The sequence below is a fragment of the Streptomyces sp. NPDC107454 genome (assembly GCF_055582885.1).
In genome coordinates this window covers 1-15,475 of the sequence record NZ_JBVJPA010000002.1, presented here as the reverse complement: position 1 = coordinate 15,475, position 15,475 = coordinate 1, and the positions used below count along the sequence as shown (strand labels likewise).

Here is a 15,475-nt window from a genome sequence, read left to right as displayed (position 1 = left end):
CGGCGGTTGCTGCCGGTGCCGGGCTTGATGCGCGGCCGGGGAGGGCAGCCGGAGGCGTACTGCCACCGCGCCGATACTCGATGCGATCCGCTACCTGGTCGACACCGGCATCAAATGGCAGGTTATTGAGAATCGAGACAGGGCTGTGTCCTTTCGTTTGGTGGGGTGAGGTCGGTCCGACGGCCGTTGACTGCGTGCCTGTCCGGGCATTCCGGGCGGGTGTCAGTGGGTTCTGCGATCGTGTGCGTCGTGGATGAACTCGTGGAACGTGTTGACGCTCGGGACCGTGTGCTGGGGGTAGCCCGTCGGGGGGACGCCGTTCGGGAGGGCTGGCTGCACCGGGTTGGCGTGGTGGTGTGCCGCGATGGGCAAGGCCGTTTTCTCGTCCATCGGCGGGCCGAGCACCTGTCCCATTACCCAGGGCACTACGAACTTGGGGTCGGGGGTGCTGCGGGAGTCGGCGAGTCCTATGAGCAGGCAGCCGCCCGCGAGCTCAGCGAGGAGCTGGGAGTTCGGGCGACAGTGTGCCTTCGGTTCAAGTTCCTCAACAGGGGCGGGCTCAGCCCTCACTGGCTTGCGGTCTGTGACGCCGTGCTTCCGGAGATCGTCGCCCCCGATCCGGAAGAGGTGGCCTGGCACGGGTGGCTGACTGAGTCCGAGCTGCGGCGGGCTCTGCAGCAGTGGACCTTCACTCCTGATAGCCATGCGGTTTTCGATCGATATCTCGCTTGTCGTGCTGCCCCGACTTCCGCGCAGGAACGGTGCTCATGAGCCGGCGTAGTAACGGGTGCTGGACGGGTGCTGGTGTCCCAGTCATTGCTGCAGGTCAGCCAGAGACAGGGGGTCCTTGGCGTTCAGCTTGGGTGGCGATCGTGGCACGAGCCCGATGGCTCGTAAGTGCGCCGCGAGAGTCGGATTCGGGGATGCCGGCCCTCGCGCAGAGAATCGCGATGAGCTTGTCATTGAGGTAGGCGGAGCCGATGAGCTGGGCGCGGCAGCAGAACAGATGCTGGCGTCACTGTCCGGTCTTGCGATCGGGGATGTCCGGCTGGGCAGGGCGAACGTCCTTCCAGGCATCGATGAGCTCACCGACGATGGGGTCGACCGGGTTGGAGAATGCCGCTGCGCCGAACAACCACACCCCGACCAGGGCGCGGATCATGTCGATCGGGTGGTAGTTCGCGTGCCATCCGGCGGCCTTCGCCCGTGGTGTCCCGTAGGCGCGCAAGTCGTCGGAGGTCAGCGTCAGTCCGGCGGCCATGAGTTTGGCCCAGGCGGCATCGTCGGTGATCCGGGGGTCCGGGTCGCGCCCGGCTCGGACCGATAGCGGCAGAGCCAGGACGCGGCGGGGATCGAACCCAGGGGTGATCCATTCCCATTCGATCAGGTCGCAGAAGAAGCTGCGTATCGTGTCAACCCGTCCGGCCTTCTCGCTGGCGCTCAAGGGCTCGCCCCAGCCGGTGCGGTTGCGGTTGTGGCCGGCCCCTTGGCCATGAACCGCGATCGAGGTGTCCGCGATGTACTCCGCGGCTATGTCACGTGTCCAGGCTTGTGGATCGTCGCCTCTGGGTGTCGTTCGGCCGCCCAGCGCCCGGCCACCCGCAGCAAGGGGAATTCGGTGCGGATGGTGCCGGGCTCGTCGGTGCTGAACTTCCGCCGGCGCACGACCATCTCCAACCACTCCGGCGGGACCGAGGCCACGGTCTCCGGACGCGTTCCGCGCTGTTGGCGGCTGCCGGTGAGCGGCTCGGGGATGAAACCGTTCGCCGCCAGGACCCGGGACATCTTGAAGAACCCGCGGCGCCGTGCGCTGGATGCCGGATGGTCGGCGACCAGGTCCTGCAGCAGTTCCAGGGTCACGTCCTTCGGGTGCGGGCTGCCGGCGCTGAGCAGGGCATCGTGCATCGAGGAACGGACCAACTCCGGCTGCGATTTCGGGGAGGTCTCCCAGCGTTCCGGCAGCGTGCAGACCTGTTCCAGAGCAGGGCCGACGGCTCCGTGGCCGAAGACGAAGTCGGCGAGCGGGCGCAGCTCGGGCATCCCGACCGGGTGGTGCGGGTGGCCGTCCGGGGTCCTGAGGCACCGCTGGGGCTGTTAGCCGGCCCGCCCGGTTCAGAAGGCGTGCGCCATCAGCTCCGCGAACAGCGCTTGCTCGTCGACCTCGAGGCCCCGCGAGCGGAACCAGCCGCAGATGTTGGCGCAGTCGCGCTGGAGGAAGTTCATCCCGTTGAGGTTGCCGACCAGGTCGACGATCTGTGGCAGGTCGATGATGACCAGCCGCTCGCCCGCCGCCAGGATGTTGTACGCCGAGAGGTCGCCGTGCACGACGCCGTTCTGCACCATCGTCGCGAGCGCGTCGGTGAGCTGCTCGAAGTACGCCGCCAGCAGCTCGGGTGAGGGTCGGGTCTGGGCGAGCCGGGGCGCGGTCTGGACGGCGCCGTCCTCGTCGACGACGGTGATCCACTCCATCAGGATCTCGGTGCCGTCGATCTGGACCGGGTAGGGAACCGGCAGCCCGAGGTCCCAGAGCCGCACCAGCGCACCCCACTCGGACACCGCCCACTCGCCGGCCGCGACCTGCCGGCCGAAGGTGCTCTTCCGCTTGAGGGCCCGCTCGTCACGTGAGCGCTTCATCGAGCGGCCCTCGGTGTAGAACGCGGCGCGGTGGAAGGTCCGGTGCTCGGGAGAGCGGTACCGCTTGGCCGCCATGACCACGCCTGAAGCGGGGTCGAGCGGGTCGGCGCGCTCGACGAGGTGGACGTCGGCCTCCTTGCCGGTCTTGAGGACGCCGAGCTCGGTGTCGATCGCGCCCTGTGAGGTCACTACCCAGTCCGGGAGCGGCTCGGGGCCTCGGCAGAGGGGTTCGACGCTGAGCCAGGTCGACCAGCGCTGGCCGTCCTCGAGGTCATCGTAGGAAATGAAGTCGAAGACGAACCGGTCGTCGACGTCGCCCAGGTCGTCCGGCGGCGGGACATGGCGGTGGGGGTCGGTGATGATGCCGTCAGCAAATGCCGGGTGCTGAGGGTGCTGAGGGTGCTGCGAGAGATCGTCGTGAGACATCGCTGGAGGTGCTCCATGAGGCGAGAGAGAGGCGGTCTGCGGGCAGGCCGAGGACAGTCGTAGTCACGGTCGTGCCTCCTCTCGTGGAGCACCGGGCAGCTCCCGGTGTCTCGCCCATGGTGAGGGGCGGACACAGGGAGCGGCAACCGAATAAAGTCGGCCCGCACCGAGCGGCCCCAGCGGTGCCGTGGGTTTCCGGCGTGATCCTCCGTACCGGGCTCATCCCGGCCCTGCCTGGGCTGACGCCGGCCGGGTCGTTGCCAGCCGGACCCGCGGTGGCCGAACGGGCCCCGACGCCCGGTGCGAGCGGGACGGGAGACCCGTACTTCCCACAGGACGGCAACGGCGGCATCGACGTGCCGCACTACGACGTCCGGGACGGCTACTCCTTGCGCACCGGGCGGCTGCACGGCCGGACCGTCCTCGATGTGCGCGCCCCCCAGGACCTGTCGCGCTTCGAACTCGACTTCCTGCTGCAGGTTCTGCTCGTTGCCATCCGGCAGCCGAGCGGCCATCGCCTGAATCGACTTGCGCCGTCCATCCAGCATCAACCCGCGCAGACCGCAGTCGCCCTTGGCCCGCTGTTTCTACGCACCGGACCTGAATCCGATGGAGGGCGTCTGGTCTCTGTTACGGCGTGGCCCGTTGGCCAACACCGCGCTGGCACCGGACTCACGCTGACTCAACGGCCGACAACAACCCGAAGAACTCAGTAGGTCCCCGCAGTCCGTCGCCGCCTCGGCGAGTGCGCGTACCTGGGGGGTCGCGCGGTCCGTGGGCCAGATGAGGGCCCACTGGACGGGCGGGGCATCGTGGAGGGGAAGGAAGACGACGTCGGGCTGGGCGTTGTAGCGCCGTCCCTCGTCGGGCACTGTGCACACCGCGTCGCCTGCGGCGACGAGGGCAAGGATCTCGTTGAAGGTGGAGGCGGCCGGGCCGCGGCGGACGGAGCGTCCGGCCGGTGTGCGGGCCGGCAGGACGGCGCTCTCCCAGTAGGCGGGAAGAGGACCGTTCAGGCGCGGCACGATGTGGTCGCCGAGTACTTCCATGCTCACCGACTCCTGCTGGGCGAGCGGGTGGTCCGCGGCCACCATCAAGTGGAGCGGTTCCTCGCGCAGCACCACTCCGACGGTCAGGTCCGGCTCGCGAACCGGCAGCCACGTGGTCACTGCGTCGACCTCGCCGGCCCGCAAGGCTGCGAACGGATCGCTGAAGAACACCTCCTTGAACCGGAGTTCGACCGACGGGTGCCGGGACCGGAAGTGGGTCAGGACCGGGCGCATGTCATGCATCTGTGCGCCCATGACCCCCAGCGTCAGCGTGCCGGCCGGGTGGCGGGCGATGGTGGTCACCTCGGCTATGGCTTCCTGGATGCCCTCGTATGCCGGCTTCAGCCGCTGGAGCAGCACTTCTCCGACGGGGGTCATTCGCACCTGCCGGCTGGTCCGCTCGAAGAGCTGGGCGCCGATGACGCGTTCCTGCTTCTTGATCGCCTGGCTGACACGGGCTGGGGAGACATGCAGGCGTTCGGCGCTGCGGCCGAAGTGGAGTTCCTCCGCGAGCGTCAGGAAGATCTCTATGTCCCGCAGTTCCATCCTGCCCCCGTCCATCACGGCCCCCACATCATGAACCTCTGGGTTAACGACCATAACAAGATCGGCCATTGTTCCCGGGCTGCTCGCTCCGCATGCTGGGTACCGAGCCGGGAGCCGACTCCCACCGGTGGCGACATGAACCGTACGAGACCGCAGGATCGGCCCGCTCGATTCAGCCGTCGGCCCGAATGACATGGACCGTGAGGAAGGCGCGTACCTCATCGGCCCTGGGGCTTCGCCGCCCGCCGCGCACGAACCCCTATGGAGAGATTCCCGCGTGACCTCTGACCCGAGCACTGCCCGGACACCTGCCCCGGCAACCCTGCACCCGCTGCCTGCCCACGAGCGGGTCGTCTTCCTCAAGCCGCTGGTCGCCGGGACGAACGTCGTTGCAGGTGACTTCACCTACTATGACGACCCCGACGGCGCGACCGACTTCGTGGAGCGCAATGTGCTGTACGCCTACGGTCCGGAACGGCTGGTCATCGGCAAGTACTGCGCGATCGCCACGGGCACCCGGTTCCTGATGGCGGGCGCCGACCACCCGTCGATGGGGGTGTCCACCTTCCCCTTCACCATGTTTGGTGGGGAGTGGGCCGAGCAGACCCTCGACATCGTCACCGGCATGCCCAGCCGCGGGGACACGGTGGTCGGCAACGACGTATGGTTCGGATACGGAGCCACCGTGATGCCGGGAGTACGGATCGGCGACGGCGCGGTGATCGCGGCCGGTGCGATGGTCACCGCCGACGTACCGCCGTACACCATCGTGGGCGGGAACCCGGCCAGAACGATCAGACAGCGCTTCGACGACAGCGACATCGAACGGCTCGTGCGCGCTGCCTGGTGGGACTGGCCCGTCGAGCTGGTGACCGCCAACGCGCGCACCGTCATGGCCGGTTCCCCGCAGGACATCGAGCGCATCGCCGCCGCGGAAGGTCTGGAGCAGCAGCAGTGACCTGGGTGGTCGAGGAGTACGCGGTGTCCGGTCGCGACAGCGGCCCGTACGGGATCACCAGTGGCCCGGACGGCGCGCTGTGGTTCACCCTGGTGCACAGCGGCCAGATCGGCCGCTTCGCCCCAGGACAGGAGCCGACGAGTCATCAGCTTGCCCCGGACAGTGGTCCGACGGTCATCAGCGACGGGCCGGACGGCGCGCTGTGGTTCACCCAGTACCGGGCGCACCGAATCGGCCGGGTCACGACGGCCGGCCACATGACGGAGTTCGCGCTGCCGACCGCGCAGTGCGGTCCCTTCGGGATCGCCGCGGGGCCGGACGGTGAGCTGTGGTTCACCGAGACCGCCACCGACCGCATCGGCCGCCTCAGCACTGACGGATCGGTTACGGAGTACCCGCTGCCGTGCACCGGCGCGTTCCCCTCCGCGATCGCCGCGGCCAAGGACGCAATGTGGTTCACGATGAACCAGGCCAACGCCATCGGCCGCATCGGCATGAACGGCCGTATCACGGTCCACGGGCTGCCCACCGCGGCGGCCGCGCCGGTGGGTATCGCCGTATGTCCGGACGGCGGCGTCTGGTTCACCGAGATCGCGGCTGGCCAGATCGGTCGCAGAGCGCCCGACGGCCGGATCACCGAGTACCCGCTGCCCGACCGCTCGGCTAGGCCGCACGCCGTCACCACCGACGCCGACGGCACCGCATGGTTCACCGAGTGGGGCGGCAACCGCGTCGGCTCGATCACCTCCGACGGCATGGTCACCGCCCACAACCTGCCCACCCCGGCCTCCGAACCGCATGGCATCACGGTGGGCCCGGACGGTGCCCTATGGACGGCCCTGGAGACAGGTGCACTGGCCCGCATCGGACCCACCACCACCAACATCACCAGGAATACCGAACAGGAGAATGCCTCATGAAGTACGCCCTCGTGATCTTCGAGACGCACGCGTCACGTGCCCGGATCCAGGCCGACCGCGACGCCTACCGCAAGGCGTACGAGACGTGGATCGGCGAGCTCGCGGCAGCAGGCAAGCTGGCGGGCGGCGACGCCCTCGACACCGAGCACCAGGGCCCTGTCACCGTGCGCAAGACGGCGGACGGGTCCGCAGCGGTGACCGAGGGGCCCGTGCACAGGGGGGAGGAGACCCTCGGCGGCTGGTTCGTGCTGGAGGTGGCCGACCGCGCCGAGGCCATCGAGCTGGCCCGCGGCTTCCCCACCCCGGAGGCGCTCGAAATCCGCCCGGTCCTCGAATCGGCTTGATCAGCAGGTGGCCCGCCCCGCCGTCTGCCCGGGACATCCGGCGCGCCTGACCGGCACGTCCTGCCGGGTCCCGAGCGCTGTACCCCTTCACAGGAGTTGACTTGATACCGACATCGGTGAGCTACCGACCTCTGACCGGCCCCGAGGAGATCGATCTCTTCTGCCGGCTCTCCTACGTCCTGGACCACGAACTGACCGACGACTTCGCAAGCGGATGCCGCCGCCCCGAGTGGGCCTGGGTGGCCCTGGACGGCGACCGCCTCCTCGCCCGGCTCGCCTGGTGGACGACCCCGGGCGGTGACGTCCCGCTGCAGTTCGACTTCTTCGACATCGACGACACGCTGCCCAGAGCCGACCGCGACGAGATCGGTCTGCGGCTGTTCAAGGAGGCGACGGCGGCCGTCTTCCCAGCAGGCGCCAAACTGCCGGAGTACGGTCGTTTCGTCCCGCCCGACTGGCGTGAGGACCTCGCAGCCCGCGAGGTGGTCGAGTCCCGCACGCGCGTGCTGGAGAGCACCGGCGCACGGCTGCTGGTCGAGAGGCTGCGGCTGCAGTGGACTCCGTCGTCCCAGCTCCCGGAGCCCAGGGGGCGTCTTGTCTTCCGCCCGGTGGCCGACCGTGAGGACCTCCTCGCCCTGATGGCCCCGGTCATGGAGGGCACCCTCGACGCCCACGGCCAGGCGGACCTGTCATCCGGACTGAGCCCGCGCGCGGCGGCCGAACGGCACTACGACGGAGAGTTCGCCGGGTTCAAGAGCCCGCACGAGTGGTGGCGTGTCGCTGAACTGGCCGACGGTGGCGGCCCGGTGGGCTTCGTGATCCCCGCCCGCAACAGCTACCACCCGATCATCGCGTACATCGGTGTCCTGCCCGCACACCGCGGCAACGGCTACATCGACGAGATCCTCGCCGAGGGCACCCGCGTCCTGGCCGCCGAGGGCGTCGACCGGATCAGGGCATCCACGGACCTCGGGAACGTCCCCATGGCGAAGTCCTTCGCCCGTGCCGGATACGTCAACTTCGAACGCTCCCTCAACCTGGTCTGGGACTGACCCCGCCTGGTGCGTCCGCGGGTCTCTCCCCCAACAACTCTTGCCCCGCGCGACTTTCGCGGATGCACTCAGTGGAGTACGGCGCGGCGTCGTTCGGTGGCCACGCTGATCTGAGCCCGGCCAACTGCCTCGCTGTCCTCACGCGGTGCAGGGCCGGGGGCGGCTGTCGGAAGACGCTCTTCTCAGTTCTCAGTTCTCAGTTCTCGGGCGAAGGTGGTCGGGGTGTCGCGGCAACCCCCGTTCCGAGGTTTCGCCGACCTTTCCGGCCGGTCGGGTCCTGGTACGCGGCCTCCTCCTCAACGGCATCCGGCTCGACTCGTTCGGCGGGCAGAAGGCGCGGCTGGTGTCCGTCGTCGGTGTGCTCGTGGTGGTACTTGGGCCTGTGCCGAGTCGGCGTCGCGTGGTGCTCGTGGACGGGAGTCTTCCTCCAACCTGGCGCGAGCGACTCGCATGAGACATGCCCGTGTTGACCTTTCGTGTGCACGGGGTACGCACGTGGAGGCGCGCATGCCTCCCAAAGGCTCCCGACCTGGGCGGCGACAAACGCCGTGCTCGTGGTGCTTGTCGGCGTACGTCATCTTGGAGGCGTACAGCGGCGCCGTAGACGTACTCGCGAGCACCTCTGGACACCGAGGGGGCGGCGCCTGCATCTGGCGTGCGGGGCCGGTGGGAGCCGTTGAGGCTTTTCTAGTGGGTGCGGGGCCGGAGGAGGTGGTGCGAGGGGGCGTGTTCGATGACGAGGATGGCGGCGTCGTCAGCGGGAGGGCCGCCGATGTGGGCGAGCAGGTCGCGGTGGATCCGGTCCAGCAGATCGTCGGGGCCTGCGGCGGGGAAGGACGCGACCCGCTCGGCGAGCGGATAGAACGCTCCGGTCGGTGAGCGGGCCTCGATGACACCGTCGGTGTAGAGGACGAGCATGTCGCCGGCCTGGAAGGTGAACGGGTCGGTGCGGCGTGCCTCGGCGGGCAGTTCGCCAATGCCCAGCGGCGGCAGGGGGCGGCGGGCGTGCAGAACCGTCACCCGCTGATCGGTCACCAGCAGCGGTGGCGGGTGCCCGCAGTTGACCATCTCGGCCCCCGGGCCCTCGTCGGGGATCTCCAGGGCGAGGCAGGTGATGAAGTGCTCGCCGGGATCATGCTTGGTGTCTGCCACGTCCTCCACGTTCCGGCTGACGCTGTCCTCAAGGACGGCCACCAGCTCGAGCAGAGAGGCGCAGCGGTGAGTGCCCTCACGGAAGGCACTCAGCACCAGCGAGGCCTCACCGATCGCGGCCAGGCCGTTGCCCCGCACATCTCCGATCACCACCCGGGTCGCGGCATGCCCGGCCCGGCCGACCGCGAAGAGGTCACCCCCGATCTCCGCTTCGTCCTCCGCGGACAGATACAGCCAGGCCACCCGCAACGGGCCGATCCGGCGCGGCGGAGGCCGCAGCAGGACCCGCTGCGTGGTCGCCGCCACCGAGCGTGCCCGGCTCAGCGCATGCTCACGCCGCTCCGTGACGTATCGCAGGAAGACTGTCAGGGCGGAGAGGAAGAGCAGCGCGAAGATCTGCGCTATGCGGTTGGCCGTGGTCAGTGTGCCGTCGAGCCCGGCGTCGAGCACCAGGGCGGCCACCGCGAGGGCCCCGACGAGAGCGGTCAGCCGCGTCCCGGAGAGAGAGGCGGTGAGCGCGGGTGCGATGACCAGCAGAGGCCCGAGATGGACATCGGCCGGTGTGTAGAGATCCAGCGCGGTGATCGCCACGATCAGTACGAGCGGGATCGCCACCAGCCCGCGGCTCGATGGCTCCTCCAGGAGGCGATCACGCGACAAACGCCCACGCCGGACACCCATACGCCCATTCTGCCCCGACGCGTTCCCCCCGGGGCGGCCCCACGAGCAGCGAGTCTCTTCCGGCATTCGGGAGCAACGGGGGCGGTGACCAGTTCGCCTTCGTGCAGAAGCCGCAGCGGCCGGACATCTTCGTCTGGGAACACGAGAGCGACGGACGGTGTCGCGTCGCCTTCGACACGGTTTCCGCGCCCTCCACCGCTTCCCACTGCTTCCTCGTTCCGGAGTGCGGGAGGCTCGGGCGCCTGCGGCTACGAGGGGCAGAGGGCGGCGGTCATCAGGGCGAGGGCCGCAGGGCTGGCGTCGGCGTCGGTGCCCCAGTCGGTCCAGTCCACCGTGACTTGGCGGGTGCCGTCGAGTGTGTGGAAGGAGATGGTGCGGTAGCCGGGAGTGCCGCCGCCGTGGCCCACGATGGTGCCGCAGGGGAGGGTGGCCATCTCCAGGCCGAGGCCCCAGCCGCCGCCGCTGGTGTCGGCGGTCATCTCGTGCAGCTCGGCCGGGCGCAGGAGGCCGCCGCTGAGCAGGGTGCGGAAGAAGTGGTCGAGGTCGGCGGTGGTGGAGATGATCTCGCCGGCAGCGCCGGCGATGGACATGTTGACGGTGGTGTAGTCGACCGGGACAAGTGTCCCGTCCTCCTTCTTCACCGGTTCGTAGCCGTGGGAGTGGGGCCCGGTGATGAGGGGAGAGGAGCCCGGCAGGCGGGTGTCCCGGAGTCCGAGGGGCCGGATGATGCGCTGGTCGACTTCGGTGCGGTAGGAGCGGCCGGTGACCTTTTCGATGATCATCCCGAGCACGATGTAGTCCGTGTTGGAGTAGTGGTGATCGGTGCCCGGCGGGAACAGCAGAGGGCGGTTGCGGTTGCCGTCCTTGACGGCCCGTCGGACCAGCTCGGCGGGTGTCCAGGTGCGGAAGCGGTCGTGGGGGGCGTCGCCGTCGAGCAGCCCGTCGGTGTATTCGGGCAGGCCGCTGGCGTGCTGGAGCAGTTCCCGGACCGTGATCTTGTCGCCTCCGGGGGCAGGGACGAGGCCGGGAAGCCACCGCTCGGCGGTGTCGGACAGGCGCAGCCGCCCCTCGCCCACCAGTTGGAGCACTACGGTGGCGGTGAATGTCTTGGTGACGCTTCCGGCGCGGAAGCGGCCGTCGACAGGAGCGGCCTGCCGGCCGTTGAGCCGGGACGTGCCGCTGCTGCCGCGCCACACCGAGCCATCCTGGCGGACCTCGGCGACCGCGCCGACCGCGCCGGTCGCCGTCACCCGGTCCAGCGCCGCCTGCAACGCGGTCGCGTCCGGTACCGCGGTGGGCGGTGCGGCGGCCGCACCGCCCACCGCGGGAACCAGCGCGCACACCGTCAGCAGCGCCAACGCCCCGAATCGTGAGCCCCTCATCGTTCTCCCGCCCTCGCTGTTCCCTGTGCCCCCGTCGTACTGGCGTGGACGATGGTGCCCGTCCACGCCAGTACGAGGGATCCACCCGGGGAAGGAGGGGGTTTCCCGGAACGAAGGGCCGCCTGCCCCGACGCCGGGATCAGGGGTTCACCTAGGGGCCGTCGGGAATGAGCCCCGTCATCCCTGCCCGCCGACACCGGCCAGGCCGTGAGCACCTTCTGCACGTTCACCTTGTTGCGGGCCAGTGCATCGAGCAGCCCGTACCCGCTGACAGGCTCGGTGTAGGCGCGCATTTCGTTTGTCCCCTTCTAGTTCGCCGTGGCCTTTGGCCGGCCCAAGGGACGACGCGATGAGACGAACTCCTGTCCTGTCGCACCGAGGCTGGCGGATTCTCATCGCGTCGCGCGCTGCGTGGGGAACCCGAGTGACCGTGGGGATCTTCTCGGTCCATCAACACGAGTCCGGCTTCCGCGAACACCGCACCGGTTGAGAACGGTGAAGGTACACGTTCTCAACCGATGTGGCAGCCCAGCAGGTCAGTCGCTCGGTGTCTGTCACATGCACTGCGACAGGACAACTCCCGTCTGGTTGTTCACTTGTCGTGGTGATGATTCCGGTCTCGATCTATGCGGCGTCTCGAGTGAAACGCCAGGCCCCGCAGGCGAGGGCGAGTGCGAGGTAGAGGGCGAGGTCGAAGAGGGCGAAGGAGAGGGAGGGGGTGCGTTCCGGGTGAAGGGGGTGTGGGTGGAGCTGGCCGAGGGTGTCCGCGGCGTTGCTCAGCATGAGCTTGCTGGGCAGGGTGGACCAGCCTTCGACGGCTTTGGCCGCGCCGTAGCCGAGGTAGACCAGGGCGAAGAGCGCGGCGATGGCTCCGGCGGTGTGCCGGATGACGGCCCCGAGGCCATAGCCCACGATGGTGACGACGAACAGGTAGAGCCCGGCACAGGACACGGCGCGAAGCACGCCTGGAGTGCCCAGACCGACGTCAAGGTGCTGCTTGGCCAGGACAGCCTGTCCGATGAAGAAGCTGGTGAACGCGGTCAGTTCGCCGAGCAGCAGGGCGAATCCGCCGATGACGAGGGTCTTGGCGGTGTAGGCGAGCGCGCGCCTGGGTGTCGCGGTCAGCGTCGAGCGGATCAGTCCGGTGGTGTACTCGCTGCTGACGCCCAGCACGCCGAGGACGCCGAAGGCGAGGACGGCGAAGGCGAAGCCGGAGAGTGAATCGCCCACGGGGTCGAACTGGGTCCGGTCGGCCGTCGTCATGTGCGGCCAGGCGTTGGCGGTGTGCGCGACGTCCATGAGGCTCAGTGCCAGGCCGAATGCCACGGCGATGAGGGCGGTGATCCAGGTCGAGCGGAGGGTACGCAGCTTGATGACCTCGCCGGTCATGGCTCCTGTCAGCGCGGTGGGCATCAGTGGCCTGTCCCTTCGGTTCGGTATTCCACGGCGGATTCGGTGAGGGTGAGGTAGGCGTCTTCCAGTGAGGCGCCGGCCGGAACGAAGTCGGTGATCGGGACGTCGGCGAGCAGGCGTCCTCGTCCGATGACGAGAAGGTGGTCGACGGTGAGGGCCATCTCGCTCATCAGGTGGCTGGAGACGACGACGGTGCGCCCTTCGGCGGCCAGTGATCGGATGAGGGTCCGGATCCACCTGATGCCTTCCGGGTCCAGGCCGTTGACGGGTTCGTCGAGGATGAGTACCGGCGGGTCGCCGAGCAGGGCGGCAGCGATGCCCAGGCGCTGTTTCATGCCGAGCGAGTAGGTGCCGATCCTGCGGTGCGCGACGTCGGCGAGGCCGGTGAGGGCGAGTACCTCGTCGATCCGGCCGCGCCGGATGTGGTTGGTGGCCGCGAGCACGGCCAGATGCGCCCGCGCTGTACGGCCCCGGTGGACGGCCCCGGCGTCAAGGAGCGCGCCGACGCGGCGCAGCGGCTGTTCGGCCTGGCGGTAGGGTGCGCCGTCCACCAGGGCGCGTCCGGCGTCCGGGGTGTCCAGGCCGAGGACGGCTCGGATGGTGGTCGACTTCCCCGCGCCGTTGGGGCCGAGGAAGCCGGTCACACGGGCGGGGTGGACCTCGAAGCTGAGGTCGTCGACGGCGACCTTGCGGCCGAAGCGCTTGGTGAGGTGTTCACATCGAATCACGTCCATGACGATGCCGGGACGGGCAGGATGCTTCATCTGCCTGCGGGCAGGTCCTGTCGGGCCCGGGTCTGCCGTACGGCATACGGCCAGCGGACGATGTGGGCATGGCCGGGAGGCGCATAGCCTCAGGTCGTGGAACGGAAGACGCATGCGGCCCCGGAGTCGTTCCGGCCCTATTGGCCGGAGTCCCTTGTTGTCCTGTCGTTGGCGGTGTGCGGCCTGGCGCCGTGGCATCCGCAGGCGATCTTCTGGGGCGGGTTGCCGCTGGCCTTCGCGCTCTTCTGCGTCACGTCCCTGCGCCCGGCCCGCACCGCGGGAATCGCCCTGGCCGCGGCGCTGGCGATGGCGGTGTCCACCGGCCTGCCCAGGTTCGAACACGCCGGGGCCGTGGTGCCCTTCGCTCTGCTCTTCGCCGTCGCCTGGGCGGTGGGCTTCGCGGTCGGCCAGCGGCGCCGGTATCTGCACGGGCTGCTGCAGCAGGAACGAGACCGCGCCGGTCGTGAGGCGGCGGCGGAACGGCTGCGCATCGCCCGCGAGCTGCACGACAGCATCGCCCACTCGATGAGCGTGATCTCCGTCCAGGCAGGCTTCGGCCGCCTGGTGCTCGACGACCGTCCCCAGGACGCGCGCGGCGCGCTGGAGGCGATCGAGGCCACCGGCCGGGAGACCCTCGTCGAACTGCGCCGCATGCTCGGCGTGCTGCATGACGACACCCACGACGTGGACGACACGGCCCTGGCCCCCGCCCCGCGACTCGCCGACCTGAACCATCTCGCCGAACGGACCCGGAGCGCCGGCCTGCGGATCGACCTCGCCGTCACCGGGCACGCCAGACCCCTGCCCCCTGGGCTGGAGGCAGCCGCGTACCGGATCGTCCAGGAAGCGCTGACCAACGTGGTCAAGCACGCCGACGCGAGCACCGCGCATGTCACCGTCGCGTACGGACCCGGCGAGCTGACTCTCACGGTGACCGACGACGGCAGCGTCCGGCCGGCCCCGGGCCGCACCGGGCGCGGGCTGACCGGGATGCGTGAGCGCCTCGCCCTCTACGGCGGCACCCTGCAGGCGGGGCCGGCCACGACCGGCGGCTTCCGAGTACGGGCCGGCATCCCCGTGGACGGGCCACAGCCCACCGTCGACGCGCGGGAGCGGCCGTGACCATCCGGGTCCTGGTCGCCGACGACCAGCAGCTGATCCGCATCGGACTGGCCGGAATCGTGGACACCGCCCCGGACCTCAAGTCGATCGGCAGCGTCGCAACGGGCCGGGACGCCGTCGCAACCGCCGCCGAACACCGGCCCGACGTCGTCCTGATGGACATTCGGATGCCCGAGATGGACGGCATCGAAGCCACCCGCCGTATCACCGCCGCCGGCCACGCCCGTGTCCTGATGCTCACCACCTTCGACCTGGACGAGTACGTCTTCGGCGCACTGCGCGCCGGGGCCAGCGGCTTCCTCCTGAAGGACGCACCGCCCCTCGACCTGCTGTCCGCCGTCCGCACCGTCGCCCAGGGCGAGGCGCTGCTCGCGCCACGCGTCACCAAACGGCTCATCGCGGCATACGTCAACAGGCCGGCACAGCCACCGCGCGGTCAGGAACCGCCGCGTCTGCCCAAGGCCGTCACCACCCGTGAGCACGAAGTGCTGCTGCTCATCGCCGAAGGACTCACCAACGCCGAGATCGCCGCACGGCTTTACATCGGCGCGGGCACGGTGAAGACCCACGTCGCCCGACTGCTGACCAAGCTCGACGCCCGCGACCGCGTCCAACTCGTCATCCACGCCTACCGCAGCGGGCTCACTGACTAAAGCTTGTCCGGTCGAACACTGGGAGCTGACCATGTACTGGCAGCCGGAGGGATCAATCCCGGAGAGTACCGAGGCGGGACTCCCCGACACGGTCGCCAAGATCAGGGACCACTTCGTCACCGCCGGGAAGCGACCGCCATCGACGGCCGCCGTCTACGGTCGGGATGGGTTGGTGCTCTGGACCTTCCAACTGGATGCCACGTAAGTAAAGGCTGTCCCTTAAAAGAGCGTTTTGTCCTGGCGAGGTTGTTTGGTTCGAGGTTCAGGTGTCGCGCCAGTTGGGAGTGGATTCGCGGGTGAGTCTGCGGCTTATGAGGTCGATCATCGCGACGTGGATTATGGCTTCGGAGCGGTGGGGGTGGGTTTCGTAGTCGCGGGC

The 15,475-nt window shown here is 69.3% G+C and carries 14 protein-coding genes and 3 pseudogenes; 7 read left to right on the top strand and 10 right to left on the bottom strand.

Annotated elements, in window-relative coordinates; all coding sequences use genetic code 11:
• Positions 1 to 261: 261 nt before the first annotated feature.
• Positions 262 to 771 carry an NUDIX domain-containing protein gene (locus ACZ69M_RS04165; protein WP_470047504.1) on the top strand — a complete coding sequence of 170 codons (510 nt, stop codon included), beginning with the start codon at positions 262 to 264 and terminating at the stop codon, positions 769 to 771.
• A 244-nt stretch (positions 772 to 1,015) separates the two neighbouring features.
• On the opposite strand, the gene ACZ69M_RS04160 is transcribed toward ACZ69M_RS04165, so the two are convergent.
• The 5 genes and pseudogenes from ACZ69M_RS04160 to ACZ69M_RS04140 all read right to left on the bottom strand — a co-directional run.
• A complete protein-coding gene (locus tag ACZ69M_RS04160) occupies positions 1,016 to 1,444 on the bottom strand; it encodes a hypothetical protein (protein ID WP_470046436.1) in 429 nt (142 codons plus the stop codon).
• Positions 1,445 to 1,530: 86 nt separating this feature from the next.
• Positions 1,531 to 2,040: a hypothetical protein gene (locus ACZ69M_RS04155; RefSeq protein WP_470046434.1), complete on the bottom strand. Its 510-nt coding sequence runs from the start codon at positions 2,038 to 2,040 to the stop codon at positions 1,531 to 1,533.
• A gap of 72 nt (positions 2,041 to 2,112) precedes the next feature.
• Positions 2,113 to 3,060 carry a serine protein kinase RIO gene (locus ACZ69M_RS04150; protein ID WP_470046432.1) on the bottom strand — a complete coding sequence of 316 codons (948 nt, stop codon included), beginning with the start codon at positions 3,058 to 3,060 and terminating at the stop codon, positions 2,113 to 2,115.
• A 464-nt stretch (positions 3,061 to 3,524) separates the two neighbouring features.
• Positions 3,525 to 3,644: pseudogene (locus tag ACZ69M_RS04145) on the bottom strand (transposase); the annotation flags it as partial.
• Positions 3,645 to 3,803: 159 nt separating this feature from the next.
• Positions 3,804 to 4,655, bottom strand: a pseudogene (locus ACZ69M_RS04140) (LysR family transcriptional regulator); the annotation flags it as partial.
• 277 nt (positions 4,656 to 4,932) lie between these two features.
• On the opposite strand from ACZ69M_RS04140, the gene ACZ69M_RS04135 reads away from it, so the two are divergent.
• The 4 genes from ACZ69M_RS04135 (at position 4,933) to ACZ69M_RS04120 (ending at position 7,929) form a co-directional block, all read left to right on the top strand.
• Entirely contained in the window at positions 4,933 to 5,613 is a 681-nt protein-coding gene (locus tag ACZ69M_RS04135) for a CatB-related O-acetyltransferase (protein WP_470046430.1), read from the top strand.
• Complete coding sequence (locus ACZ69M_RS04130) at positions 5,610 to 6,533, top strand: Vgb family protein (protein WP_470046428.1); 924 nt, start codon at positions 5,610 to 5,612, stop codon at positions 6,531 to 6,533. The genes ACZ69M_RS04135 and ACZ69M_RS04130 overlap by 4 nt, the downstream gene beginning before the upstream one ends.
• The gene (locus ACZ69M_RS04125) at positions 6,530 to 6,877 is read left to right on the top strand and encodes a YciI family protein (RefSeq protein WP_470046426.1); all 348 of its coding nucleotides are present in this window, start codon (positions 6,530 to 6,532) and stop codon (positions 6,875 to 6,877) included. Before ACZ69M_RS04130 ends, ACZ69M_RS04125 begins: the two co-directional genes overlap by 4 nt.
• Positions 6,878 to 6,993: 116 nt before the next feature.
• On the top strand, positions 6,994 to 7,929 hold the full coding sequence (locus tag ACZ69M_RS04120) for a GNAT family N-acetyltransferase (protein WP_470046424.1): 936 nt from the start codon (positions 6,994 to 6,996) through the stop codon (positions 7,927 to 7,929).
• A gap of 687 nt (positions 7,930 to 8,616) precedes the next feature.
• Here ACZ69M_RS04120 and ACZ69M_RS04115 read toward each other — a convergent pair.
• The 4 genes from ACZ69M_RS04115 to ACZ69M_RS04100 all read right to left on the bottom strand — a co-directional run bounded on the left by ACZ69M_RS04115 (position 8,617) and on the right by ACZ69M_RS04100 (position 13,285).
• Positions 8,617 to 9,762 carry a PP2C family protein-serine/threonine phosphatase gene (locus tag ACZ69M_RS04115; RefSeq protein ID WP_470046422.1) on the bottom strand — a complete coding sequence of 382 codons (1,146 nt, stop codon included), beginning with the start codon at positions 9,760 to 9,762 and terminating at the stop codon, positions 8,617 to 8,619.
• Positions 9,763 to 10,010: 248 nt separating this feature from the next.
• Positions 10,011 to 11,144: a serine hydrolase domain-containing protein gene (locus ACZ69M_RS04110; RefSeq protein ID WP_470046420.1), complete on the bottom strand. Its 1,134-nt coding sequence runs from the start codon at positions 11,142 to 11,144 to the stop codon at positions 10,011 to 10,013.
• A 624-nt stretch (positions 11,145 to 11,768) separates the two neighbouring features.
• Positions 11,769 to 12,557, bottom strand: a complete 789-nt coding sequence (locus tag ACZ69M_RS04105; RefSeq protein ID WP_470046418.1) for an ABC transporter permease — start codon at positions 12,555 to 12,557, stop codon at positions 11,769 to 11,771.
• Positions 12,557 to 13,285 (bottom strand): ABC transporter ATP-binding protein, encoded by a 729-nt coding sequence (locus ACZ69M_RS04100; RefSeq protein ID WP_470046416.1) that lies wholly within the window; start codon positions 13,283 to 13,285, stop codon positions 12,557 to 12,559. Before ACZ69M_RS04100 ends, ACZ69M_RS04105 begins: the two co-directional genes overlap by 1 nt.
• Positions 13,286 to 13,417: 132 nt before the next feature.
• Here ACZ69M_RS04100 and ACZ69M_RS04095 point away from each other — a divergent pair, with 132 nt between their 5' ends.
• Together ACZ69M_RS04095 and ACZ69M_RS04090 are read left to right on the top strand one after the other, a co-directional pair.
• Positions 13,418 to 14,443, top strand: coding sequence for a sensor histidine kinase (locus tag ACZ69M_RS04095; protein WP_470046414.1), 1,026 nt, complete (start codon positions 13,418 to 13,420; stop codon positions 14,441 to 14,443).
• On the top strand, positions 14,440 to 15,096 hold the full coding sequence (locus tag ACZ69M_RS04090) for a response regulator (RefSeq protein WP_470046412.1): 657 nt from the start codon (positions 14,440 to 14,442) through the stop codon (positions 15,094 to 15,096). Before ACZ69M_RS04095 ends, ACZ69M_RS04090 begins: the two co-directional genes overlap by 4 nt.
• A 262-nt stretch (positions 15,097 to 15,358) precedes the next feature.
• On the opposite strand, the pseudogene ACZ69M_RS04085 reads toward ACZ69M_RS04090, so the two are convergent.
• Positions 15,359 to 15,475: pseudogene (locus ACZ69M_RS04085) on the bottom strand (IS5 family transposase); the annotation flags it as partial.

Coding starts and splice junctions, on each gene's coding strand:
- ACZ69M_RS04155 (WP_470046434.1), bottom strand. CDS start 2,040: ATGCCCGAGCTGCGCCCGCTCGCCGACTTCGTCTTCGGCCACGGAGCC.
- ACZ69M_RS04150 (WP_470046432.1), bottom strand. CDS start 3,060: ATGTCTCACGACGATCTCTCGCAGCACCCTCAGCACCCTCAGCACCCG.
- ACZ69M_RS04125 (WP_470046426.1), top strand. CDS start 6,530: ATGAAGTACGCCCTCGTGATCTTCGAGACGCACGCGTCACGTGCCCGG.
- ACZ69M_RS04115 (WP_470046422.1), bottom strand. CDS start 9,762: ATGGGTGTCCGGCGTGGGCGTTTGTCGCGTGATCGCCTCCTGGAGGAG.
- ACZ69M_RS04110 (WP_470046420.1), bottom strand. CDS start 11,144: ATGAGGGGCTCACGATTCGGGGCGTTGGCGCTGCTGACGGTGTGCGCG.
- ACZ69M_RS04105 (WP_470046418.1), bottom strand. CDS start 12,557: ATGCCCACCGCGCTGACAGGAGCCATGACCGGCGAGGTCATCAAGCTG.